Genomic DNA, 23,099 nt, shown 5'->3' with positions numbered 1-23,099 from the left:
TATGAAGATCGCTGTCATCGGTACGGGATATGTCGGATTGGTCAGTGGCACGTGCTTCGCGGCATGGGGACACGAGGTCGTCTGCGTCGACAAGGATGCCCAGAAGATTGTCCGGCTGGAGCGCGGCATCGTGCCGATCTACGAGCCGGGGCTGGATGAACTGGTGGAACGCAATTTCGCCTTTGGCCGGCTCAGCTTCACGACCAATCTGGCGGAAGCCGTCAAGGGTGCGGAGCTTGTCTTCATTGCCGTCGGCACACCGGCACGGGCGGGGCACGGCGATGCCGATCTGTCCTTCGTCTATATGGCCGCTCGCGAGCTTGCGCCGCTGATCGAAGACCATAGCGTCGTCGTGGTCAAGTCCACCGTTCCGGTCGGCACAGGCGATGTGGTGCAGAAGATCATCGGCTCGGTGCGCCGACCCGGCACATTCTCTGTTGCTTCCAATCCGGAGTTTCTGCGTGAGGGTGTTGCGATCCGCGATTTTCTGGAGCCCGATCGCGTCGTCATCGGCGTGGAAGATGAGCGCGCTCGTTCTGCGCTCGTCGCCCTTTACGCTCCACCGCTTGAGGCCGCAAAGACGCCAATCGTGATCACGCAGCGCCGGACATCGGAACTGATCAAATATGCGGCCAACGCTTTTCTCGCCACCAAGATCACCTTCATCAATGAACTGGCGGATCTGTGTGAGGAAGTCGGCAGCGATGTCACCGAGCTGGCGCTCGGCATGGGGCTGGACAAGCGTATCGGCACCAGTTTTCTCAATGCGGGGCCGGGATATGGTGGCTCCTGTTTTCCGAAGGATACGATAGCGCTTTTGCGCACCGCGCAGGATCACGGGGTCGCCCTGCGGCTGGTCGAGGAAACGGTTACCGTCAATGAAGCGCGCAAGCGTCGCATGGCGCTGAAGGTGCTGGATGCGCTCGGCGGCAGCGTCGAAGGCCGGACGATTGCCGTCCTCGGCCTGACGTTCAAACCCGATACGGATGATATGCGCGATGCGCCGTCCATCCCGCTTATCGAAACCTTGCAGCGCTTCGGTGCCAGCATCCGGGCCTACGATCCGGCCGGAATGGAGAATGCGCGCCGTCTTCTCAGCGACGTCGAGTTTTACGACGACCCTTACGAGTGCCTGAGCACTGCCGATGCGGCAGTGGTCGTGACCGAATGGGACAGTGTCCGCAAGCTTGATCTCGTTCGGATGAAACAGGTCATGCGGGACGCCGTACTCGTTGACTTGCGCAATGTCTTTTCACCGGCGGTTGCCGAGAATCTGGGCTTCCGGATTTCGACAATCGGCCGTCCTGTTCAACTGCGGCAGGAAACAAGACCAACAAACGTTCTGCCGCACGCGCGCATCCGTCAATCGCAAGAACCCTTGGCGGGTGCGCGCAACCTGAAGGTCGTGGGAGGTTCAAATGAAACATGTGATGTTTGAAGGCCAACGGTCCCGATCTGGTCGGAACACTGATCGGAGCAGATATGTCCTGCCGCTGGTTGTCCTGCTTGCGGGGCTAAGTGGACCGGCTGGAGCGGCAACGGTTCCGGTAGATGGTTTGCCCGACGGCGCCCGTGTGATGACGCCTGCCGAGCTTTACCTACTCTATCGTGACAAGAACTGGCAGTGGGCTGACGGCGCTGGCCGGATGGAAAGCCAGAACCGCCGTTTCACCGCCCGTGTCGATGGCGAGAAGGGAAAGGCATGGGCTGAAGGCCGCTGGCGGATCACCTGGTCGGGCCAGATGTGCTTCGATGCGAAATGGCATCTGGCTCATGGCGTCTTCCCGAACAAGACCTGCTTCTCTCACCGTATCGCCGATGGGACGATCTATCAGAAACGTGAGCCGGACGGTGTCTGGTACGTCTTCCGCCATGCTGGCGGAAACAAGGATGACGAGGCGCGCAAGCTCCTCTCCATCGAAACAATAACGCCCAAAACGGAAGCGCTGAATCTGGCGTTGCCCGTTGCCCAATCGCCCGTACAATAAAGGAGGCGGCGATGAAAACCTCATATAAAATAGCAACAGCAATTCTTTGCGGTGGGCTGCTTTCAACCGCTGTTTACGCAGCGAGCGGTGTTTCGGGTGCCAATGTCGACACCCGCAACATGTTCCACGACAAGCGCCCGGTCATTACCCCGCAATCCATCAAGTTCGGGGCCTATGATCCGCACGGGGATTTCACCAACGATCCCAATTCCCGCATCGAGCATCTGTTCCTTCCGTGGGAGGATGTGGACCTGACGAGCCTGTCAACCGCTGATGCCTATGCGCAGGAACGGGGCCGCGAACTGCTGATCACCGTCGAACCCTGGTCGTGGGCTCGCGACTGGCGCGTTGCACCGGATGATCTCCTGAGCGGAATCGTGCGGGGGCATTACGATACAAACATGGCTGCCGTCTGCTCCGCTGCTTCGAAGCTGAAGAGCCCTGTGACCATTCGCTGGGCGCAGGAAATGGACGACAAGACGGGCCAGTTCACCTGGTCCTACTGGTCGGCACAGGGTTACGTCCGTGCCTATCAGCATGCGGTCAATGTCTGCCGCAAGTCATTGCCGAATGCCAAGTATATGTGGTCGCCGAAGGGAGATGCGGGGCTTGAGGCCTATTATCCGGGCGATGGTTATGTCGATGTGATCGGCCTGTCGGTGTTCGGCTACGAACCTTACGATATGCTGGAACTGGGACATGCGTCCACATTCGTTGAACGGACAAAACCGGGATACGACCGGGTGGTAGGCTTCAAGAAGCCGATTGTTATCGCTGAGCTCGGTTATGAAGGAAGCGACGCCTATGTCCGGGCCTGGGCACAGGAAACCAACAAGCCGCAGCCCGAATTTCCGGAACTGACTGCGACCGTCTACTTCAACGACCGCGAAGTCTATCCGTGGCCACGGGGTGTCGGGCGGCCTGACTGGCGGGTTGCGAACCATCCGCTTGATTGATGTCGCATTTACCTCACGCAAAACCGCTTCGCACTTTTGCTGGAAATGCTCCAACGTCTGAACAGGAATACGACAATGTTTTCGATCCGTTTGAGAACCGTAAGTGCGGCGCTGTCCGTACTTCTTCTGGCAGGCGCTGCCGATGCGGCGCCGAAACAGAAAACCGAGGACCCGATCGCCATCAAGGCTGCGGCGGCTGCACCGCTGTCAGCCGACGCGCTTGAGGCGCTCTATTCCGGTAAGTCATGGAAATGGAAGGATGGCGGCGGCTATTTCTCTGCCGACAGACATCGTTTCATCGCCTGGTCGCAGAAAGGCAGGGCGTGGTCTTACGGGCAGGGGCGCTGGTATGCCACCAATCGCGGCAAGCTTTGCCTGCAGGCCTATTGGGTCAACAAGATGGGCGGCGGCAGCGATACGACCTGCTTTCTCCATCGCGAGAAAGATGGCGTCATCTATCAGAAGCGCTCACTGGGCGGTAGCTGGTATGTCTTCCGCAACAATCCGCCACGCCCGACCGATGAGGCCGCCAAGCTGCTGCGCGGTGACCGTGTCAGTAAGGGGCTGGCAATCATGAAAGCCAAGGCGAGATAATCGCCAGGCAAGCATGCCGGCTCGCTGATCTGTATGGAGTTCTTGCGAGCCGGTATGCCATGGAGCGCATTCCGAAAACAGTTTCACGCCGGTCGGATTGTGCTCTAATCGCGGATGAAGCAGCGGGATTTCTGCCCGAAACCGCTCGGCGTGCACACATAGGGCGTACCGGCCGCATATTGCGTGGCGGAAACCCTGATGACCTTGGCCGGTGCAGGCTTGTTGTAGCGCGCTTGGCTATTCACCTTGTACTTGACGAGGTAAACGGAAACCGTTTCGCTTTTCTGCTTGCGGGCATCCTTGGCTTCGGCGCCTGCCGTCAGGCATAATGAAGCGGACAGTCCAACGACAATAGCGGCAGCCCATTTCAAGCTTTCGCGGCGCACAGTATATGCAAATACATTGTTCATGCGATTGCCTCCGGTTGTTATTACCGTGCTTTCTATCGGACGCGTTTTAATATTCTGGCCGGATTTTCCTGAAAATTTTCATCAAATGGGATGCAATCAACTCATTTCAGAGACCGTTTTGCGCGCTCCGACACTTCCGGCCAAATCTGGGAAAAGGCCGGGAAAGCGGGGTTGTCGGCGCGTAAGAGGAAACGTCGGCTACCGGTCTGAACGGTTACGTGGCTGATAGTGTTCCAGCTTATTTTGTTTTTATACGTGCAAATGCTACTATCAACGCAGGGCTTGGGTCGCCATTACCGCGCCTCGAGCCTCCGGGTTGGTTTAGGGAGTTGCCGTGACATCCCCGAGCGACAAGGCCTCGCGTGATCTGAAGCCCGATTTTGTGGAGCGCCGCCAGTCAGTGCGCGTTCCACTCGCGCCCCTTGGAGAAGATGCCCGAAGCACCAATATTCTGACCCCGCTGGTCTTTACGACCGAAGAGCTGGAACCCCGCGCACAGTTTCCCACATGGCAACAGCACGTGGCTCCCCTCTATGATGTGCGGATGCCGGATGGTGTGAACGCCGAAGACGGTTTTGCCGTTACCCAGAAAGTCTGGGATCTGCGCGGCATGCTGCTGATAGAACAGACTGTTCCTCCATTCAGCTATGAACGTACAGCGGAAAAGGTTCGTTTCAGCCCGATTGATCACTGGCAGATCAGTTTTCTGCGAAGCGGTCGCACATGGACGGCGGTGGATGATCGTGTGGCGGAAAACGAGCCCGGCATGATCAATATCCGTTCGTTTGGCTATCCGTTTCGCGGTCGTGCGCTGGCAACGGACGTGGTGCTGCTGATCATTCCGGTCGATCATTTCGCCGGTCTGGGCGGTATGCCGGAAGCGTGCAACAATGCGACGCTCGGAGGCTATCGCGCCAAGCTGCTGATCGACTTCGTATCGACGATCCAGGCGGGGCTTGACCATATCAGAAGCGAAGACCTGCCGGAGCTGCGCGACGCCCTGCGCCAGATCGTATTTGACACGATCGCCCCTTTGGTAAAGGAAAACGATGCGAGCGAACACAATGCGTCTCTCGGGGCTTCTCTGGGGTTGATGACCAAGGCCAGACGCTTCATCCAGAAAAATCTCACGTCCCGTGAACTCACGCCCGATGCACTGAGCAAGGAGCTCGCCATCTCACGCACACATCTCTATCAGCTGTTCGAAGGCTCGGGCGGGGTACTCAACTATATTCGCCAGAAGCGTTTGCTTGCAGCACATGAGATGCTTGCGGATGCATCCGAAAACCGCAGGGTGTCCGACATCGCGCAGCTGTTTGGCTTCGATACGGCAGCCAATTTCACGCGGGCATTCACGCAGCATTTTGGCTACAGTCCGAGCAATGTCCGCAAGTCGTTGTCGCGAAACGACGGCGTCAGCGACAGCCAGTCTGACGCGAACCGCTCCCTCACTTTCTCAACCCTGCTACGAACGCTGGCAACGACCGGTGCGTAAAGTTCCAGAAGAATGATCGTTATAGTTTGACGATCTGTCGGAAGCAGACCGCCAGAGCATTTCCTGTTTTGATTGAATCATAGGAAATGCTCTATCCGTTTGTTTTTACGCATGTCTTTATTCCGAAACCGGTTTCCACTTTCGAGAGACATGCTCTAGTCGTTTTCCGGCAAACGTGGAAAGTGCTCCATCGTTTCATCAAGGAACACCCATTCATGCTTCGATTGCTCGAATACAGATAGGGTGGGCTGGGCAAAAGCCGGATCGGCAAAAAGGCCAACCGCCACGCCGATTACGGAAGGGGCCGCATCAGGCAGCCAATAGACGGTCGAGCCGCAAGCCGGGCAAAAATGCATCCGGACCTTGCGGCCACTTTCCGCCGTCCGAATGAATTCCGTCGATGCGCCTGAAATTTCAACGCAGCCTATCGCATAGAAGGCATTTGCACTGAATGGCGAACCTGTTCTCCGCTGACAGGCGAAGCAGTGGCACAGTGCCGTTAATTGCGGTGGCCCGTGGGGTGTTACTGTCAGATTTCCGCATGCGCATTGAGCATAGATCATGGATTTCTCCTGCATGGTGAGATCGCATCATCAGAAATGGAATGGAAATACAGCCCGAATGGCCAGAGTGTTCCGGAAGGAACTGGCTAGGGCTTCGGGTTCGGCTGCAACTCCAGCAGCATCTGAACCGAATACTGCACATTATTATCGCTCCAGGCTCTATTCGCAAGTTCGGCTGGATAGAAATTCTCACGCTTGCTTTTGCGCAAGATATTGCGGACGTTGTTGTCGGACTCCCATTCGGGAGAACACATGGGAGGAAAGACATGCAGCATTACAGACTGAAATCGCTTTCCCTTGCCGCTGTCATTGCCGTTGCAGGCCATCTGCCTTCGGCTTACGCGGCATCACCAGCGCCGGCAGAAGGCCAGAACGGCATGGTGGTTACGGCCCAGCATCTAGCGTCGCAAGTCGGTATCGATGTGCTGAAGAACGGTGGCAATGCCGTCGATGCGGCTGTCGCTGTCGGCTATGCACTGGCGGTTGTCTATCCGACTGCCGGTAATCTCGGCGGGGGTGGCTTCATGACGATCCGCTTCAAGGACGGCAAGAGCACCTTTCTTGATTTTCGCGAGCGTGCGCCGCTCGCCGCCACCAAGACCATGTATCTGGACAAGGATGGCAAGCCGGTCGAAGGCGCCAGCACTGAAACCTATCTCGCCATCGGCGTGCCGGGCACGGTGGCTGGCCTTGAGGAAGCACGCGAAAAATATGGCACCCGCAAGCGCGAGGAGCTGATCGACCCGGCACTGAAACTTGCCAAGGATGGCTTTACGCTTGAATTGGGCGATATTCTCTCCTTTGCTGACGGCAATGAAAGACTGGCGAAAGACCCGGCGGCGGCGAAAATCTTCCTGAAAGACGGAAAACCGATTCCGTTGGGCGAGAAGCTTGTCCAGCCGGATCTGGCAAAGTCGCTTTCGGCCATTTCGGAAAAGGGGCCATCGGCCTTCTATCAGGGCGATATCGCCAATCTGATTGTCAAATCGAGCAAGGAGAATGGCGGCATTCTCGCCAAGGCTGATTTCGAAGAATACAAGGTCCGTGAGCTGGAACCGGTCAAGTGCAGCTATCGCGGCTATGACATCGTCTCATCGCCGCCGCCTTCTTCCGGCGGACTGATCATCTGTGAAATCCTGAACGTGCTTGAGGGCTACCCGATTTCCTATCTGGGCTATGGTTCCGCGGAAACCACGCGTTTGATGGTGGAAGCGATGCGCCACGCCTATGTGGACCGCAACACGGCGCTGGGCGACCCTGATTTCGTTGACAATCCGATCGAGAAGCTCACCAGCAAGGCCTATGCTGCAGAAATTCGCAGTCGTATCGACCCTTATCGCGCTGGTGTCAGCGAGGCGCTGAAGCCAGCTGAATTCAAGGAGTCCAACGAAACCACGCATTATTCCATCGTGGACAAGGACGGCAATGCTGTCGCCGTGACCTATACGCTGAACGGATCGTTCGGCACGGCCAAGGTGGCTGAGGGCACCGGAATTCTTCTCAACAACGAGATGGACGACTTCACCATCAAGCCGGGCGTGGCCAATCTCTATGGTCTCATACAAGGCGAAGCCAATGCCATCGAACCGCGCAAGTCACCGTTGTCCTCAATGAGTCCGACTATCGTATCGAAGGATGGTAAGCCGTTCATGGTCATCGGCAGCCCCGGCGGTTCGCGCATCATCACGATCACGCTTGAGGCGATCATGAATGTCATCGATCACGGCATGGACATTCAGGAGGCTATCGATGCCCCGCGCATCCATCACCAGTGGCTGCCGGATCGGGTCTATATGGAAGCGAACGCGCTTTCGCCGGATACGATCCGGTTGCTGACCGGCATGGGCTATACGGTCGGAGAAGACGCTGACTGGCCGGTCTGGGGCGAGGCAGCTGGCATTCTTGTCGGCGGCAAGGATATGGCAGCAATCGAAAAGGGCGGCGACAACCGCTACTACGGCGCTATCGACAGCCGTGCCGTCGCTGGTGCTGCAATAGGATACTAGAGCATGTCTCCCGAAAGCGGGAACCGGTTTCGGGAGACATGCGTAAAAACAAACAGATAGAGCATTTCTAATGATTCAATCAAAACAGGAAATGCTCTAAAACAGAACCGCTTTGCCGGTGGCCGAAGGCATAGACAGAGCGAGGAGACGAGATGAATTCACGTCTCCTCAATGTCTGTGTCGGATCAACCAATGCTTTTGTCGGTTATCCGTGCGCTCTTTAGTATTTCGATGACCATTTCGGAGGCTTTGTTAAGCGAACCGACCGGCAGAAATTCGTAAATCGAGTGGAAGTTGTGCGCGCCGCAGAACAGGTTCGGGCATGGCAGTCCTTTTTCGGACAGCACCGCACCGTCATAACCGCCGCGCATCGGCAGCGGTGTCGGTGTCACGCCTATTGCCTTCATGGCCTGAAGGGCAAGAACGACCGGATAGCGATTTTCGCCTTGCAGGCTCTCGGCAGCGTTCCGGTAGACAGCCTTGTAGTCTACATGAACCGTGCCCTCGCCATGAAGCTGGTTGAAACTTGCGGCGAGGTTTTCGATGAATGCACGACGTGTTTCGTAACCGTCCTTCGTGAAATCGCGGATGTCGATGATCAGGCTGGTCTCGGCTACTGTTCCTTGAATGCCCTTGGCCCAATAATAGCCTTCGGTGCCTTCCGTATATTCTGGACGTTCGCCGCCCGGCATCATGGCAATGAATTGCTGGGCGTAGAGAATGGCATTGCGCAGCTTGCCCTTGGCCGACATCGGATGGGCTGGCTGGCCTTTGAAGGTGAGGCGGAATTCACCGGCGTTCCAGTTCTCATACACGATCTCGCCAACCGCACAGCAATCGAGCGTGTAGGCGAAATCGGCGTTCAGGGACGCGACGTCGAGCGCCTTGGCTCCGAGCAATCCGATTTCCTCATCGGGAACGAAAACAACCTTGACCGTGCCGTGCTCGATTTCGGGATGCGTGGTCAGGATCTGCATGGCATGCATGACCTCGGCAATGGCAGATTTGTTATCGGCGCCGAGCAGGCTGGTGCCGTCCGTCACGATGATCCGGTCCCCGACATAACGTTCCAGCTCCGGGAACTCGGCAAGCCGCATGACAGCACCGGTCGTTTCGTTGAGCAGGATATCTCCGCCCCGATAATCGACCACATGAGCACGGGTATCGGTCGTATATTCGCCGGACGTATCGAGATGGGCGACCCATGCAATCGTCGGAAACTGCTGATCGGCATTCGAGACATTGGCAGGCAATGTGCCGACAACGATCGAGTGGTCACGCTCTTCAACATCCATGCCCATGGCGCGCATTTCGCTGGCGAGCAACTTTGCGAGATCGGTTTGTCCCTCGCTCGACGGGAGGTTGCCTGCATTCGGCACAGCGGTCGTGTTGATGCGGGTATAGGCTAGAAAGCGGTCTACGATATCCATTATATTTTCTCGGTTATTGGTCGGAATCGGCCCGGATTTGATCCGAGAACCAAAGAAGAATAGCGGGCGTTTGGAGTGCCGATCTGATTCAATCAGATCGGCGCTCTAACCTCTTATATTTCAAGCATAATCTTATCGATCCTCGTTTCACTCCGGTCGGATTATGCTCTATGCCGGCTACCCAGAATTTCATCACCGGTCATCAAACCGGCGGAGGACGAAGCCTATTCTTCGATGTCGACATCTTCGAACAGATAGCCGCCAAAGGGATCGATGCGGAAGTCTTTGACTTTCTTGCTGATCGGCTGCTCGACAATCTGATGAGCAATGGTCAGCCAGGGAGCCTGTTCCTTGAACACGACCTGCGCCTGTTCGTAGAGCTTGGTGCGCTCGGCCTGATCGGTGGTCAGCTTGGCCGCCTGAATGAGCTTCTCGAAGTCCTGATCGCACCAGTTTGCGCGATTGGCGCTACCGATGGCCTGACAGCTCAAAAGTGCGGCGAGGAAGTTGTCGGGATCGGCAATGCCACCGGTCCAGCCAAGCATGACGGCACCATCGCGGTCCTTATCCAGCGAACGCTTGAGATATTCGCCCCAGTCATAGGTGACGATTTCCGCCGTTACTCCCACCTTGGCGAAGTCGGACTGAATGAGCTCGGCTGCACGGCGCGCATTCGGCATATAGGGCCGCTGCACGGGCATGGCCCAGATCTTCATTTTCAGGTCTTTGACGCCTGCTTCATCGAGCATTTTGCGCGACTGTTCAGGATCGTAAGCGTCGTCCTTGACGTTCTTGTTGTAGCCCCAGACACTGGGCGGGAGCGGATTGACCGAAGCGACCGCAGAGCCGAGATAGACCGCATCGATGATCGCAGCCTTGTTGACTGCCATGTTCAGCGCCTTGCGGACACGCACATCGTCAAACGGTTTTTGCTGGGTGTTGTAGGCTAGGAAGGACAGGTTCAAACCTTCCTTGTGCAGCATTTCGACGGCCGGGTCTTTCTTCATCTCTGCAATATCGGCGGGATTGGGAGCGGCAATGACATGGCACTCGCCCGACTTCAGTTTCTGATAACGCACTGCCGCATCCGGCGTGATCGCAAAGATGAGATTGTCGATCTTCTGCTTGCCCGCCCAGTAGTCGGGATTGGCCTGATAGCGGATGGCGCTATCCTTCTGATAGGCGACAAACTGATAAGGGCCGGTTCCGACTGGCTGCTGGCTGAACTCCGCAATGCGGCCTTCGGCGACCAGCTTGTCGGCATATTCCTTGGACTGAATGACGGCGAATGTCAGCGACAGCGTCGAGATAAACGTCGCTTCGGGATGCGCCAGCACAAACTTGACCGTGTGATCGTCGATCTTTTCGATTTTCTCGATCAGCGACGGGAAGGAATAGGCTCCGAATTGCGGCCATGTACCCTGATTGTAGTAGGGATTATCCTTGTTCCCCTGACGGTCGAACGTGAAGATCACATCGTCTGCATTGAATTCACGCGTCGGAGTGAAAAAACTCGTGGTGTGAAACTTCACGCCCTTTCGCAGGTGAAACGTATATTCCTTGCCGTCGGCAGAAACGTCCCAGCTTTCCGCGAGGCCGGGTTCCAGTTCCGTCGAGCCGCGCTTGATCTTGATAAGTCCGTTGGACACATTGCGCGCCGACGCATCATACACGGCGCCGGATGTCGTTTGCGCCGCATCGAACATTTCAGGAGATGCCTCGGAGCAATAGATCAACGTCTTGGCAAAGACCTGTCCGACCGCCGTGCTGTTGAGCGCAGCCGCGACCAGCGCGGCTGAAAATAGTTTTCCGTATGTATTCATGAGGCTGCATTCCCTTGCTTGCGACGCGACCGACCTTCAACGGGTTGTTCAGTATCGACTTTTTCAGATGATTCTAAACAGCGGTGCGGCAGCATTTGAACGCGCAAAGGCTCGTGAAGCAAGCTCAAAAGGCTCGGGAGGCATGCGTAGAAGCGGTTTAACTGGCGCTGCCGGTTCCGGGAATTTCGGGGATCATCTGACGCAGCAGGTTTCGCAGGATGGATCGTACGGCGACGGTGGCTGCAGACTGTTCGCGGTCGCGGGGCGTGATAAGGCGCACCTCGCGCACGATGGCTGGGTCCGTCAGGGGGCGGGCCACGATGCCGCGACCGCGCAGCGCGGTAAAGGCATAGGCGGGTAGAACAGCGATACCGGCATTGACCTCGACCAGCGACAACACCGAGTGAATCTGGTTGACCTCCATATGCGGTCGAAGCGCCAGTTTTGCCTGTTCGAAGCCGATTTCCGTCAAAAGCCGGATATTGCTTTTCTGGGTAAGCGTAATGATGGGCTGATCGTCGAGTTCTGCCCAACGGACCTGCTCATGCCCGGCGAAATCGTGATGGGGCGACACGAAAATCATCAGCTGATCGCGCAGTGCCATCTGGCTTTCGACGTCGGAATCTTCACCGGAAAACGTGCCAACGCCGAGGTCGCAACGCCCGTTGCGAACCTGTTCGATGACGATTTCAGGCCCGACATCCTCGATCTTGATGACGAGGTTGGGGTGTTCATCAGCCACGCGGCGAACCAGATGCGGAAGCACCGTCGTGCACAGCAAAGGCGGGGCTGCGATGCTGACCTGACCGCGCCGTAACTTCCCCAGATCGCGCACGACTTCGGCGGCGCGGTCAATTTCGGCAAGACCGGCAAGCGCACCTTCGGCAAAGGCACGTCCGGCATCCGTCAGGCTGACGCGCCGTGTTGTCCGGTCGAAAAGCCGCGCGTCCAGCACCGTCTCCAGATCACGGATCGTGTGGGAAAGATTGGCCTGGGTCGTCCTGACACGCTCGGCTGCGCGGGAAAAATTTCCCAGTTCGACCACGGCTTGAAAACATTCAATCTGGCGGAGAGTGGGACGCATCGGCTCACTTATGAGTTTTTGTTTATGAATATATTCTACTTACAAGACTTCTCGAATGAAAGAAAGTCAGGCTCGATCAGGGAGACGCGGGTTTGGAGTGACCCGCCCCGAAGCGAGGATTCCGATGAAGTATGACCGTCAGAACGCCAAGGCCCATTCGCGCGCTACGATGCGCGGTATCTGGGCTGCGGCAAACACGCCTTTCAATCAGGACGGATCGATCGATGAAGGCGGCTTTCGCAAGAATGTCGACCATTGGATCAACGATCTGGGCATTGACGGACTTTTCGTCGCGGGAAAGCAGGGCGAATTCTTCTCAATGTCGGTTGACGAGCGCAAGCGCATGTTCGATCTGGCTGTCTCGGCAGTAGGTGACAAGGCGCAGACAATCATGTCCTGCTCGGACCAGAACATGGATGTGGTTATCGATCTGGCCAAGCATGCGCAGGCCTGCGGCGCGGACTATATCGTCGTCCATGCACCTGTTCTGCATTTCCTGCGTGCGCAGGACGAAACGCTGCTGCGCTACTATGAAACCATTGCCTCGAAGGTGGATATCGGTCTTGCACTCTGGTCGCATCCAGATAGCGGTTATCTGATGAGCCCTGAGCTCTGCAATCGTCTGGCCGACATCGAAACGGTTGTCGCGATCAAATATTCGGTCCCGCGCGACATGTATTGCAAGCTCACGGAACTTGCAGGCGACCGCATTCTGGTCTCGACCGCATCGGAAGACGAATGGCTGGATAATATTCTCGAACTGGGCTGGCAGCTCTATCTCTGCTCTTCACCGCCCTACACGCTGCAGACCAAGGTTGATCGCCGCATGCGCGATTATACCGACCTGGCCTTTGCGGGAAAAGAGGCCGAGGCGCGCGCCGTCTGGCAGAGCCTCGAGCCTGTCCGTCATGTCTTCAAGTCGACGCGACCGGCTGAAAAGCCCACTTCGCATCAAAAATACTGGCAGGAGCTGCTCGGCCAGGTTGGTGGACCTGTTCGTGCGCCGATGCTTGAGCTGACCGACGCTGAAAAACGGGCAATCCGGGAGGCATTTGATAGCTGCGGTCTCAAACTGTCCTGATCGAACCGAAAAGGGGAACAAGAATGACAAAACTCAGCGCTTTCAATTTCCAGAAATGGATCGATGAACACAAGCACCTGCTGAAGCCGCCTGTCGGCAATCAGCTGGTGTTCAAGGATGCGGACCTGATGGTGACGGTCGTTGGCGGCCCGAACAAGCGCACCGATTACCACGACGATCCGGTCGAAGAGTTCTTCTATCAGCTCAAGGGCGACATGCTGCTGAAGCTGCATGACACGTCGACTGGCGAATTTTACGACGTGCCGATCCGCGAAGGCGATATCTTCCTTCTGCCGGCGCATATCCGTCATTCGCCGCAGCGCCCGCAAGAAGGTTCCATCGGTCTGGTGATCGAACCGGCCCGTCCTGAAGGCGTTCTCGATGCCGTCGAATGGTATTGCTTCGAATGCAGCGGTCTCGTTCATCGCGCCGAAGTGGATCTGGAATCCATCGTCGACGATCTGCCGCCGCTCTACGCTGCTTTCTACAACGATGAGAAACTGCGGACCTGCCCACATTGCAATACTGTCCACCCCGGCAAGAACCCGCCGGAAGGCTGGGTTGCGCTCTGATGAGGCATGCCCGGCGGAACTGCCGGGCGCCCATCCATAAAAAGACAAGGGGAAATGAAATGAAAAACAAACTCCTGATGATCGGCCTGCTGGCGGGGCTGACGACTGGTGCTGCTGCTGCTGAACCGGTCAAGATCGGCGTGATTACGACCTTGTCAGGTCCGGGAGGTTATCTCGGTCAGGACGTGCGCGATGGCATGAAGCTTGCCATTGATGCCGAAGGCGGCAAACTCGGCGGTGTGCCGGTTGAACTGAAGGTCGAGGACGACGCTGCCAAGCCCGGCAACGGACGACAGATCGCCGAGCGGTTCATGTCGGAAGACGGCGTCAAGCTTTTTACCGGCATCATCTTCTCGAATGTAGCTGGCGCAACCGTGCCGGATATTATCGATAATGACAGTATCTATATCAGCGCCAACGCCGCGCCATCAAACATGGCGGGCAAGGGCTGCGATGCGAATTACTTCGTGGTTTCCTGGCAGAATGACTCGCTCCACGAGGCATCGGGCATTGCTGCGGAACAGGAAGGTTTCAAGCGCGCCTTCATTCTTGCGCCGAACTATCAGGCAGGCAAGGATGCGCTGGCTGGCTTCAAGCGCCGGTTCAAGGGCGAAGTTGTCGGTGAAATCTACACCCAGCTCGACCAAACCGACTATTCGGCTGAGATGGCGCAAATTCGCGCCGCAAACCCTGATGTGGTCTTCCAGTTTCATCCGGGCGGCATGGGCATTGCGTTCATGCGCCAGTATCAGCAGGCAGGCCTTCTCGGCAAGATTCCGATGGTTCTTTCCGAACCGTCCAGCGATGCGGTGATCCTCAAATCACTGGGTGATGCTTCGGTCGGTATCATGGCCACCAGCCACTGGAGCCCGGATATGGACAATGCCGCGAGCAAGGAACTCGTGGCAAAGTGGAAAGCCGCTTATCCTGACCGGCCTCTGACCTATTACGGCACGCAAGGCTACGACGTGGCTCGCCTGATTGCTTCTGCCTTGAAGCAGACCGGCGGCGTTGACGATATCGATGCGGTGCGCGAAGCGTTGCGGAAGGCTGACTTCCAGTCGGTGCGTGGCAATTTTGCCTTCGGTCCGAACCAGCATCCGTTGCAGGACTGGTATCTCCTTGATGTCGTCAAGGGCGAGGACGGCAACCCGACCACCAGGATCAAGAAGAAGCTGATCGAAAATTACGGTGATTCCTATTCTGCAGAGTGCAAGCTCTAACAGCCACCGTTCGGCGCGCGCGAAAGTGCGCGCCACGCTTCTTTTCATTTCTCATGAAGGTCGTTTCCTCCAATGACACTCATCTTCGAGCAACTTTTGAATGGCCTTCTCTACGGCGTCATGTTGTTCCTTCTGGCAGCAGGGCTGACGCTGATCTTCGGGATCATGGGCGTCATCAACCTCGCTCATGGCTCGCTCTACATGATCGGCGCTTTCATCGGCACCTGGGTGGCCGTGCAGACCGGGAATTTCTGGTTGGGCTTGCCCGCAGCCATTCTGGCCGCGACGATTGCCGGTATCGTGATCGAGCTTGGCGTCATGCGAAAGCTCTATCAGCGCGATCATCTGGATCAGGTGCTGGCGACTTTTTCGCTCATTCTGATTTTCAATGAGCTGACCGTGCTGATCTTTGGCCGCCAACCGATTTTCACGCAGTTGCCTGCATCGCTCTCGCAGCCGATCGAACTGTTTTCAGGCCTGAGCTATCCGCCGTTCCGGCTGCTCATCATTGTGGCTGGCCTGCTGGTTGCCGGTGGTCTTTATCTGCTCATCAACCGTACCCGCATCGGCATGCTGGTTCGGGCAGGTTCGACCAACCGCGATATGGTCCGCGCGCTCGGCGTGGATATCCGTCTGCTCTATACGCTGGTGTTTGCGCTTGGTGCGGCTTTTGCGGGTCTTGCAGGATTCATGACCGGACCGATCCTTGCCGTTCAGGTCGGTATGGGCGAGCAAATCCTGCTTGCCACCTTCGTGGTCGTGGTTATCGGCGGCGTTGGCTCGATCAAGGGAGCTTTCATTGCCGGTATTTCGCTCGGTATCATCGATACCTGCCTGCGCGCCTTTCTGCCTTCCATTCTGCGTCAATTCATGGCCGGGGCCGAAGCTGACGCGCTTGGCGTGGGCATTGCGTCCATGGGCATCTATCTGCTGATGGCCATCGTTCTTCTGTTCCGCCCGAGAGGCCTCTTTCCGGTGGGAGCCTGAATCATGTCATATCGTATTTTGTTTGTTTTCCTCGGCTGCGTGGCGCTTGCACTTTTCCCCTTCGGGGCCGAAGCGCTGGGGCAGACTGCTGCATCCAGCCTTGTTGCCCGGATCATGATCTATGCCATCGCCGCGGCCAGCCTCAATCTGATCCTCGGCTATGGCGGGATGGTTTCCTTCGGTCACGCCGCCTTCTTCGGGATCGGCTCTTATGTCGTGGGTATCCTTTATTTCCACCACGCCGAAGAGACGTTGCTTTTCGGCTTCATTCCGGGTTCCGACCAGTTTCTGATCACCGTTCCGGCGGCCATGCTGGTGGCAGGTCTTGCCGCGCTGGTCATCGGTGCGCTGGCGCTGCGCACTTCCGGCGTGCAGTTCATCATGATTACGCTCGCCTTTGCCCAGATGCTGTTCTTCCTCTTCGTTTCGCTCAAAACCTATGGCGGCGAAGACGGTATCATCGTGCGCCGGGCAAATGATCTTTTCGGCCTCAGCCTGCGTGACAAGACGACGATGTATTATGTCATCCTCGTTTCGATGATCCTGTATTTCGGTTTCCTCTGGAGGGTCGTGCATTCGTCCTATGGCGCGGTGCTTTCCGGCATTCGCCAGAGCGAGCGGCGCATGACGGCCATGGGGATCGAAACCTATCGCTACAAGCTTTACGGCTTTGTCCTTGCCGGAATGGGCGCTGGTCTGGCTGGCGCGCTTCTCACCATCTTTATGCGTTTTGCAAGCCCGGATACGCTGCACTGGACCAAATCGGGCGAGTTGATGGTGATGGTCATTTTGGGTGGGGTCGGCACGTTCTTCGGGCCGATCTGGGGAGCAGCCGCCTTCCTGATCCTGCAGACCTATCTCGCCTCCTGGACTGAACATTGGCAGCTTGCCATGGGCATCATTCTGCTCGTCGTTGTTTTGGGAACCAAGGGCGGCATTGTCGGCGGCTGGCGCGCGCTTTGCCGTCCGTTTCGCAAAGACCGGAAAGTTGAGGTGCCCGCATGACTGCAATATTGCAGGTCCGCGATCTGGTGAAGCGCTTTGCCGGACTGGTCGCGACGGATCATGTGACGCTCGACGTCACGGAAGGGCATATCCATGCCCTGATAGGCCCGAACGGAGCGGGCAAGTCCACGCTCATCAACCAGCTGTGCGGTGAGCTGGCTCCCACATCGGGGACGATCAGCCTGATGGGTGAAGATATCACCAATCTACCCGCAGCAACGCGTGTCGGGCGCGGGTTGGGACGCACATTCCAGATATCGACGCTCCTGAACGATATGAGTGTGCGCCAGAACATCGCGATGGCGGTGCAGGCGCGCGAGGGGCACAATTTCCGGATTCTCGACAGTCTGAAAGGCCGCAGCGCCATCTGGCGTGAGGTTGATGCAATCCTTGCCGGAAGCCGTCTGGCCAATCACCCGGAGAAGCTTGCAGGCGATCTGTCGAGCGGTGGGCGCAAGCAGCTGGAACTGCTGATGGCGCTGGCCGGAAAGCCGAAGCTTCTGCTCCTTGATGAACCGATGGCTGGTCTCGGCCATGTCGAAAGCCAGGAAATGATCGAGCTTTTGCAGGGGCTGCGCGGCAAGGTTTCGATGCTGCTCGTCGAGCACGATATGGAGGCGGTGTTTGCGCTCGCTGACCGCATATCGGTGCTGGTCTATGGTCGCCTCATCCTCACAGGTACGGTGGAAGACATTCGGGCAAGTGAAGCTGTGCGGGAAGCCTATCTCGGCGGGGAGGAGGAACTGTGCTGAAAATCGAAGGACTTCAGGCCGCCTATGGCCATTCGCAGGTATTGTTCGACGTCTCGCTGGAGGTGAATGAAGGGGAACTGGTCACCCTCATGGGCCGCAACGGCATGGGCAAGACCACCACCATACGCACATTGATGGGTCTGCTCGCTCCAAAAGGGGGACAGGTCCAGATCGCGGGGCGCGACACGACCAGCTACAGCCCCGAAAAAGTGGCACGCCTTGGCGTCGGTCTTGTGCCGGAGGGCCGACAGATTTTCCCGACATTGACCGTGCGGGAAAATCTGGTCGCAACCGCATCCAACCGCTGCAAGCGACAGTCGCCATGGGATCTTGCCAAGATATATGCGCTTTTCCCGCGCATGCAGGAGAGGGCGGATCAGACGGCGGGCACGCTTTCAGGTGGCGAACAGCAGATGCTGGCCATCGGGCGTGCATTGATGACGAACCCGCATCTTCTGATCCTCGATGAAGCGACGGAAGGGCTTGCCCCCGTCATTCGCACGGAAATCTGGCATTGCATCATGCAATTGCGCGAAATGGGCCAGTCGATCCTTCTGATCGATAAGAATATCGCGGTTTTGAAGAAGTTGGCGGATCGCCACTATATTGTCGAGAAAGGTCGAACGGTTTGGCGCGGGACGAGTGCCGATCTCGAACGCGACCGTGAGCAGGTGCATGCTTATGTCGGTATCTGAGACGATCGTCCTCGTTGGATGGGGCGCTATCGGCAAGCGGGTTGCGGACCTTCTCGCTGAGCGGAAAAGTTCAGTAAGGATCGGCGCGGTGGCGGTGCGTGACCGGTCGGCATCCCGTGACCGATTGCCTGCCGGTGCCGTGCTCATCGAAAATCCTGCCGAGCTTGCAGCCAGCGGCGCAAGTCTCGTGGTGGAGGCGGCAGGTCGCCCCAGCGTCTTGCCGTGGGGCGAGGCGGCGCTTTCCACCGGAATGGATTTTGCGGTTTCATCGACATCGGCTTTCGTCGACGACGCCCTGTTTCAAAGGCTGAAGGATGCGGCTGCGGCCAGCGGCGCGAAGCTTATTATCCCACCCGGTGCGCTGGGCGGCATTGATGCGCTTTCGGCCGCAAGCCGGCTTTCGATTGAAAGTGTCGAGCATCGCATCATCAAGCCTGCAAAAGCATGGGCAGGCACGCAGGCCGCCCAGCTGGTGCCGCTCGATGAAATCAGTGAGGCCACGGTCTTCTTCACGGATACGGCCCGCAAGGCAGCCGATGCTTTTCCGCAAAATGCCAATGTCGCGGTGATTACCTCGCTTGCTGGGATTGGTCTCGATCGTACCCGTGTCACATTGGTTGCGGACCCGGCAGCGCGTCTCAACACGCATGAGATCATTGCCGAAGGCGATTTCGGTCGGATGCATCTGCGTTTTGAAAATGGTCCGCTCGCGACCAACCCGAAATCGTCTGAAATGACCGCGCTCAACCTTGTGCGTGCGATCGAGAACCGTGTCGCCACGACTGTCATCTGATGCACTTGCTTAACGAAAAGCCCCGCAGTAGCGGGGCTTTTTCTATTCGGAAGCTTTATTCCGCATCCATCTTGCATTGTGCGGCATAGATATCGCCATGCGCGGTCAGGACTTTCTTCTCGGTCTTCAGATAAGGCTTGCCGTTGGCGCCTTCGGCTACACCCAGCGCATACCAATCCTGAACGGGATGCTGGTTCGGTCCGAGTTTGAATTCTCCGCGCACGGAAGGAATTTGCGCGGAAAGCAACGCCTTGCGGAATGTCTTGGCATCGATCTCGTCACCCGAGACGCCAGCAAGACCGGCACCCATCATCAGCGCGGCATCATAGCCTTGTGCGGCATAATAGGTGATCGGGCGATCCCCGAATTTCGCTTTCCAGGCGGCAACGAATTTTTTGTTTTCCGGATTGTCGAAATCGTCGTTCCAGTGGCTGGTCACCCGTACGCCGTCGGCTGCCTTTCCGACAACATTGACGATCACCTGATCGAGCGATGCCGGATGGACGACCATCGGGATTTCTTTCAGCAGACCTGACTGCTGATATTGCTGCAGAAACGCAATGCCCATACCGCCCGGTTCGAATTCATAGACCATCGCTGGCTTTGCGGCACGGATCTGTGCGATTTCAGCGGCAAAGTCGGTCTGGTCCATCTGGGTATAGACTTCGCCGACGATCTTGCCCTTGTAGAAGCGCTTGAACGCATCCATCGTCTCGCGCCCGGCCTGATAATTCGGCGCGATCAGGAATGCCGAAGGATAATCCATTGATTGCGCCAGCGCGCCAGCGCTTTCTCCCTGGCTGTCATCCTGCCAGGAGCTGACGAAATAGTTCGGGTGGCATTCCTTGCCTGCAAATTCGGCAGATGCGGTGTTGGGGCTGATATAGATGCCGCCTTCGTCGAGAATATCTGGCAGAGCCGCACCGGCGACATTGGCGAAGACCATGCCGGTAAAGAGTTTTACGCCCTGTTCGGACAACATGGCTTCGGCAATCTGCTTGGCATTGCCCGGCTTGAGGCCGTCATCCTCGACCTTGAGCGCGACCGGCTTGCCTCCCAGTTCGCCGCCATTCTGATCGATTGCGAGCTGGAAACCGTCCCGAATGTCCTGCCCAAGATAACCGGCAGGGCCGGACAAGGTTGTGATCATGCCGATGGTGACGGGTTCTTTGGCGAAAGCCGCGACAGTTCCGGCCAGAGATAGACAGAGTGCCGAAGCACCAAGCAGTGAAAGCTTGAGCATGAAAGTTCCTCTCTTGATTGCCCTTCACGACCTTTTCTCTGTCCCGCGCTTGAAAACGCTGTTTCGGACAGGAGGTCTTGCCGGTCATTTCATGCTGAAACTTGAAGTCCGTAAACTGAACACTCTTCGCACTGCTATGAGGCTCAGGAATATCAGAAGGGTGTATCGAGGATGGGAGGGAGCCTGTATTCAACCTGTCTTCAACCTGTCCGGGCAATTTCCCGAAGCACCTGAATGAACAGGTCGGCCGTGGCGGAACGGTTGCTCTCAGGAAGCGTGGTGATCCCCAGAAAGCCGGAAGTGGCGCCAAGCTGAACCGGCAGGATGGCAAGCTGTCCCGACGCTTCTTCAATCCGCGCCACCTGCGCGGGCATGACGCAAATATAATCCGCCTGCAAGAGCAAGCCCCTATTGATGAGCGGTGAGACGGATTCGACGGACTGTGCAGGCGGCGGAACGCCTTCCTCGCGGAATGTGCGGTCAATCTGAAGGCGGAGATTGGTTTCCTTCGGTGGCAAAATCCAGTCCCATTCGATCAGATCGTGAAGGCGAAGTGCGGGGCGCAACGTCAATGGATGGTCGCGGCGCACAACGACGACGGCGTTATCCGGAATCAGGACTTCCTGCACGAGATTGACCGGTTCATGCCGCTCGGAAAGGCGGCCTATCACCATGTCCAGCTCACCCGCCCGCAATGCTGGCATCAAGACATCATCCGTTCCCGTCACGACCTTGACCACGATGCGGCGATTGTCACGCCGGACTTTGGCGATGGCTCTGGGAAGCAGATCGGCAGATGCAGAAAGCAGGGTTCCGATGGCCAGCCGTCCGCCAGTGCCGTCGCGCAGATCGGCAAGATTTTGTTCGGCCACCATCAGATGAGCCAGAAGACGTCTTGCATCTGTGGTCAGCTGCATACCCGCATGGGTCGGGACAACGCCCCTGTTGGTGCGCGTGAAAAGCCGCAATCCGGTCAGGGCTTCGATTTCCTGCAATGCCTTGGTGACCGCGGATTGGGTAACGTTCAACCGATCGGCAGCGCGCGCAATGCTGCGCTCCTCCTCGATCGCATCGATGATGCGGATATACCGGATCGTCAGATGATTGGTGAGCAATGCCATATCGCCTCCTCAAGGATATGTCCGCTCACAGATATTCTATTTCCTCATATCTGTCGCGGTCAGAATTCACTTTCCTTTGTCGGCAGGACTTGGAAATCTCTCTTCGAAATGGGTTGAGGAGAATTGGAATGACGAAACGTCACGCGGAGATCGCTGGCGCAGGCATTGCGGGGCTGGCTTCTGCCACAGCGCTCGCCCAACGCGGATGGAGCGTAAGGGTGCATGAGCGCTCGTCCAATCTGCGCACATTCGGCGCCGGGATTTATATCTGGAGCAATGGCCTGCATGTGCTCAAGGCCCTCGGCGCTTACGACGAGGCCGTGATCGGCGCTCATGAAGGACCGGAGTTTCATACGCGCGATCACCGCAACGAAACGATGGAAGAGATTCCAATCAATGGCAACGGGCCAGCGCGCCTTATAACGATCCTGCGTGAAACATTGCTGACGGCATTGCTCAATGCTGCGCGTCGTGCCGGCGTTGAAGTCGTCACCGGTGCGGAAGCTGTCGGCGCAACGCCCGAGGGTGAATTGCTGCTGGCCGACGGTAAGCGACTTGCTGCCGATCTGGTCATCGGGGCGGATGGCATCAATTCCAAGGTTCGAGATTCGCTCGATCTCATGATGTACCGTAAACCGCTTGGCTATGGTGCCGTGCGCATGATGATAAAGCGTGATAGCGCAGACGCTCCCGTTGAAGATCTGCCGCGCTATATCGAGCATTTCTCCGGCTCGCGCCGTATTCTTTATACGCCCGCCAGCGAGACTGATCTCTATATCGCGCTCTGTGCATCGGTTGAAGACGAGGCGGCCTATCGCACACCGGTCGATACCGCGCTCTGGACCGAAAGTTTCCCGCATCTTGCATCTTTGATCGCTCGTTTCGGCGATGCGGGGCGGTGGGATGCATTCGAAGTCCTGAAGCTGAAATCATGGAGCAAGGGCCGGGTGGCGATCCTCGGTGATGGCGCTCATGCGATGCCGCCTTATCTCGGACAAGGCGGTGGTTGCGCTCTGATGAATGCGCTCGGGCTGGCGGTTGCGCTGGACGAACATACGGATGTGAGCGAAGCGCTGGCTGCGTGGGAGGCGCGCGAACGCCCGCTGACCGAACATACGCAGGATACTGCGGAGCGACTGGGCGACATGAATTACTGGCCCGACGACGTGCGCTCGCAAGTGCTGAAAATTACCGGGAAATGCGCTCCGCTTGGTGCCGAACGTATGAAGACCGCTTTGCATATTCCAACAGGCGCAGCCTGAAACGCCGGATGATGGA

General features: G+C 57.3%; 22 protein-coding genes. 15 read left to right on the top strand and 7 right to left on the bottom strand.

Annotated features, from left to right (window positions below):
- Position 1 precedes the first annotated feature (1 nt).
- The 4 genes from OANT_RS22765 (at position 2) to OANT_RS22750 (ending at position 3,538) form a co-directional block, all read left to right on the top strand.
- Entirely contained in the window at positions 2-1,438 is a 1,437-nt protein-coding gene (locus tag OANT_RS22765) for a UDP-glucose dehydrogenase family protein (protein ID WP_010660578.1), read from the top strand.
- On the top strand, positions 1,431-1,988 hold the full coding sequence (locus OANT_RS22760; RefSeq protein ID WP_115179318.1) for a DUF995 domain-containing protein: 558 nt from the start codon (positions 1,431-1,433) through the stop codon (positions 1,986-1,988). Before OANT_RS22765 ends, OANT_RS22760 begins: the two co-directional genes overlap by 8 nt.
- 11 nt (positions 1,989-1,999) lie before the next feature.
- The gene (locus OANT_RS22755) at positions 2,000-2,944 is read left to right on the top strand and encodes a glycoside hydrolase family 26 protein (protein ID WP_010660580.1); all 945 of its coding nucleotides are present in this window, start codon (positions 2,000-2,002) and stop codon (positions 2,942-2,944) included.
- Positions 2,945-3,019: 75 nt separating this feature from the next.
- The gene (locus tag OANT_RS22750) at positions 3,020-3,538 is read left to right on the top strand and encodes a DUF995 domain-containing protein (protein ID WP_012093686.1); all 519 of its coding nucleotides are present in this window, start codon (positions 3,020-3,022) and stop codon (positions 3,536-3,538) included.
- Between the two features lie 104 nt (positions 3,539-3,642).
- Here OANT_RS22750 and OANT_RS22745 read toward each other — a convergent pair whose 3' ends face one another.
- The gene (locus tag OANT_RS22745; protein WP_012093685.1) at positions 3,643-3,948 is read right to left on the bottom strand and encodes a hypothetical protein; all 306 of its coding nucleotides are present in this window, start codon (positions 3,946-3,948) and stop codon (positions 3,643-3,645) included.
- A gap of 334 nt (positions 3,949-4,282) precedes the next feature.
- On the opposite strand from OANT_RS22745, the gene OANT_RS22740 reads away from it, so the two are divergent.
- Positions 4,283-5,443, top strand: a complete 1,161-nt coding sequence (locus OANT_RS22740; RefSeq protein WP_012093684.1) for a helix-turn-helix domain-containing protein — start codon at positions 4,283-4,285, stop codon at positions 5,441-5,443.
- Positions 5,444-5,598: 155 nt separating this feature from the next.
- Here the strand turns inward: OANT_RS22740 and OANT_RS22735 are convergent, their stop codons facing one another.
- Positions 5,599-6,006 carry a GFA family protein gene (locus OANT_RS22735; protein ID WP_012093683.1) on the bottom strand — a complete coding sequence of 136 codons (408 nt, stop codon included), beginning with the start codon at positions 6,004-6,006 and terminating at the stop codon, positions 5,599-5,601.
- 266 nt (positions 6,007-6,272) lie between these two features.
- On the opposite strand from OANT_RS22735, the gene ggt reads away from it, so the two are divergent.
- Entirely contained in the window at positions 6,273-8,012 is a 1,740-nt protein-coding gene (ggt, locus tag OANT_RS22725) for a gamma-glutamyltransferase (RefSeq protein ID WP_012093682.1), read from the top strand.
- 185 nt (positions 8,013-8,197) lie between these two features.
- Here ggt and pepT read toward each other — a convergent pair whose 3' ends face one another.
- The 3 genes from pepT to OANT_RS22710 all read right to left on the bottom strand — a co-directional run bounded on the left by pepT (position 8,198) and on the right by OANT_RS22710 (position 12,349).
- Positions 8,198-9,442, bottom strand: coding sequence for a peptidase T (pepT, locus tag OANT_RS22720; protein WP_012093681.1), 1,245 nt, complete (start codon positions 9,440-9,442; stop codon positions 8,198-8,200).
- 224 nt (positions 9,443-9,666) lie between these two features.
- Positions 9,667-11,265, bottom strand: a complete 1,599-nt coding sequence (locus OANT_RS22715) for an ABC transporter substrate-binding protein (protein WP_010660587.1) — start codon at positions 11,263-11,265, stop codon at positions 9,667-9,669.
- A gap of 157 nt (positions 11,266-11,422) precedes the next feature.
- The gene (locus tag OANT_RS22710; protein ID WP_010660588.1) at positions 11,423-12,349 is read right to left on the bottom strand and encodes a LysR family transcriptional regulator; all 927 of its coding nucleotides are present in this window, start codon (positions 12,347-12,349) and stop codon (positions 11,423-11,425) included.
- Between the two features lie 124 nt (positions 12,350-12,473).
- On the opposite strand from OANT_RS22710, the gene OANT_RS22705 reads away from it, so the two are divergent.
- From OANT_RS22705 to OANT_RS22670, 8 genes are all read left to right on the top strand, one after another.
- Positions 12,474-13,430 carry a dihydrodipicolinate synthase family protein gene (locus OANT_RS22705; RefSeq protein ID WP_012093680.1) on the top strand — a complete coding sequence of 319 codons (957 nt, stop codon included), beginning with the start codon at positions 12,474-12,476 and terminating at the stop codon, positions 13,428-13,430.
- A gap of 23 nt (positions 13,431-13,453) precedes the next feature.
- Positions 13,454-14,002 carry a 3-hydroxyanthranilate 3,4-dioxygenase gene (locus OANT_RS22700; protein ID WP_010660590.1) on the top strand — a complete coding sequence of 183 codons (549 nt, stop codon included), beginning with the start codon at positions 13,454-13,456 and terminating at the stop codon, positions 14,000-14,002.
- Between the two features lie 59 nt (positions 14,003-14,061).
- Positions 14,062-15,225 carry an ABC transporter substrate-binding protein gene (locus OANT_RS22695; protein ID WP_010660591.1) on the top strand — a complete coding sequence of 388 codons (1,164 nt, stop codon included), beginning with the start codon at positions 14,062-14,064 and terminating at the stop codon, positions 15,223-15,225.
- Positions 15,226-15,297: 72 nt separating this feature from the next.
- Positions 15,298-16,212, top strand: coding sequence for a branched-chain amino acid ABC transporter permease (locus OANT_RS22690; protein ID WP_010660592.1), 915 nt, complete (start codon positions 15,298-15,300; stop codon positions 16,210-16,212).
- A 3-nt stretch (positions 16,213-16,215) separates the two neighbouring features.
- A complete protein-coding gene (locus OANT_RS22685; protein ID WP_012093678.1) occupies positions 16,216-17,217 on the top strand; it encodes a branched-chain amino acid ABC transporter permease in 1,002 nt (333 codons plus the stop codon).
- Positions 17,214-17,969: an ABC transporter ATP-binding protein gene (locus OANT_RS22680; protein WP_012093677.1), complete on the top strand. Its 756-nt coding sequence runs from the start codon at positions 17,214-17,216 to the stop codon at positions 17,967-17,969. Before OANT_RS22685 ends, OANT_RS22680 begins: the two co-directional genes overlap by 4 nt.
- Positions 17,963-18,664 (top strand): ABC transporter ATP-binding protein, encoded by a 702-nt coding sequence (locus tag OANT_RS22675; RefSeq protein ID WP_012093676.1) that lies wholly within the window; start codon positions 17,963-17,965, stop codon positions 18,662-18,664. Before OANT_RS22680 ends, OANT_RS22675 begins: the two co-directional genes overlap by 7 nt.
- Positions 18,651-19,457 (top strand): aspartate dehydrogenase, encoded by an 807-nt coding sequence (locus OANT_RS22670; protein ID WP_012093674.1) that lies wholly within the window; start codon positions 18,651-18,653, stop codon positions 19,455-19,457. The genes OANT_RS22675 and OANT_RS22670 overlap by 14 nt, the downstream gene beginning before the upstream one ends.
- Before the next feature lie 55 nt (positions 19,458-19,512).
- Here the strand turns inward: OANT_RS22670 and OANT_RS22665 are convergent, their stop codons facing one another.
- Positions 19,513-20,700, bottom strand: a complete 1,188-nt coding sequence (locus tag OANT_RS22665) for an ABC transporter substrate-binding protein (protein ID WP_010660597.1) — start codon at positions 20,698-20,700, stop codon at positions 19,513-19,515.
- A gap of 200 nt (positions 20,701-20,900) precedes the next feature.
- On the bottom strand, positions 20,901-21,821 hold the full coding sequence (locus tag OANT_RS22660) for a LysR substrate-binding domain-containing protein (RefSeq protein WP_010660599.1): 921 nt from the start codon (positions 21,819-21,821) through the stop codon (positions 20,901-20,903).
- Between the two features lie 128 nt (positions 21,822-21,949).
- Between OANT_RS22660 and OANT_RS22655 the strand changes: the two genes are divergently transcribed.
- Positions 21,950-23,083 (top strand): FAD-dependent oxidoreductase, encoded by a 1,134-nt coding sequence (locus OANT_RS22655; RefSeq protein WP_012093673.1) that lies wholly within the window; start codon positions 21,950-21,952, stop codon positions 23,081-23,083.
- Positions 23,084-23,099 lie beyond the last annotated feature (16 nt).

The organism is Brucella anthropi ATCC 49188 (assembly GCF_000017405.1).
Classification (GTDB): Bacteria; Pseudomonadota; Alphaproteobacteria; order Rhizobiales; family Rhizobiaceae; genus Brucella; species Brucella anthropi.
Note: the sequence above shows the minus strand (reverse complement) of the source record. Positions and strands in the feature narration are given on the sequence as shown.

Excerpts from the sequence above, each read along its gene's own strand:
- OANT_RS22765 (WP_010660578.1), top strand. The coding sequence starts at position 2 with ATGAAGATCGCTGTCATCGGTACGGGATATGTCGGATTGGTCAGTGGC.
- OANT_RS22760 (WP_115179318.1), top strand. The coding sequence starts at position 1,431 with ATGTTTGAAGGCCAACGGTCCCGATCTGGTCGGAACACTGATCGGAGC.
- OANT_RS22755 (WP_010660580.1), top strand. The coding sequence starts at position 2,000 with ATGAAAACCTCATATAAAATAGCAACAGCAATTCTTTGCGGTGGGCTG.
- OANT_RS22750 (WP_012093686.1), top strand. The coding sequence starts at position 3,020 with ATGTTTTCGATCCGTTTGAGAACCGTAAGTGCGGCGCTGTCCGTACTT.
- OANT_RS22745 (WP_012093685.1), bottom strand. The coding sequence starts at position 3,948 with ATGAACAATGTATTTGCATATACTGTGCGCCGCGAAAGCTTGAAATGG.
- OANT_RS22735 (WP_012093683.1), bottom strand. The coding sequence starts at position 6,006 with ATGATCTATGCTCAATGCGCATGCGGAAATCTGACAGTAACACCCCAC.
- ggt (WP_012093682.1), top strand. The coding sequence starts at position 6,273 with ATGCAGCATTACAGACTGAAATCGCTTTCCCTTGCCGCTGTCATTGCC.
- pepT (WP_012093681.1), bottom strand. The coding sequence starts at position 9,442 with ATGGATATCGTAGACCGCTTTCTAGCCTATACCCGCATCAACACGACC.
- OANT_RS22715 (WP_010660587.1), bottom strand. The coding sequence starts at position 11,265 with ATGAATACATACGGAAAACTATTTTCAGCCGCGCTGGTCGCGGCTGCG.
- OANT_RS22710 (WP_010660588.1), bottom strand. The coding sequence starts at position 12,349 with ATGCGTCCCACTCTCCGCCAGATTGAATGTTTTCAAGCCGTGGTCGAA.
- OANT_RS22705 (WP_012093680.1), top strand. The coding sequence starts at position 12,474 with ATGAAGTATGACCGTCAGAACGCCAAGGCCCATTCGCGCGCTACGATG.
- OANT_RS22700 (WP_010660590.1), top strand. The coding sequence starts at position 13,454 with ATGACAAAACTCAGCGCTTTCAATTTCCAGAAATGGATCGATGAACAC.
- OANT_RS22695 (WP_010660591.1), top strand. The coding sequence starts at position 14,062 with ATGAAAAACAAACTCCTGATGATCGGCCTGCTGGCGGGGCTGACGACT.
- OANT_RS22690 (WP_010660592.1), top strand. The coding sequence starts at position 15,298 with ATGACACTCATCTTCGAGCAACTTTTGAATGGCCTTCTCTACGGCGTC.
- OANT_RS22685 (WP_012093678.1), top strand. The coding sequence starts at position 16,216 with ATGTCATATCGTATTTTGTTTGTTTTCCTCGGCTGCGTGGCGCTTGCA.
- OANT_RS22680 (WP_012093677.1), top strand. The coding sequence starts at position 17,214 with ATGACTGCAATATTGCAGGTCCGCGATCTGGTGAAGCGCTTTGCCGGA.
- OANT_RS22670 (WP_012093674.1), top strand. The coding sequence starts at position 18,651 with ATGTCGGTATCTGAGACGATCGTCCTCGTTGGATGGGGCGCTATCGGC.
- OANT_RS22665 (WP_010660597.1), bottom strand. The coding sequence starts at position 20,700 with ATGCTCAAGCTTTCACTGCTTGGTGCTTCGGCACTCTGTCTATCTCTG.
- OANT_RS22660 (WP_010660599.1), bottom strand. The coding sequence starts at position 21,821 with ATGGCATTGCTCACCAATCATCTGACGATCCGGTATATCCGCATCATC.
- OANT_RS22655 (WP_012093673.1), top strand. The coding sequence starts at position 21,950 with ATGACGAAACGTCACGCGGAGATCGCTGGCGCAGGCATTGCGGGGCTG.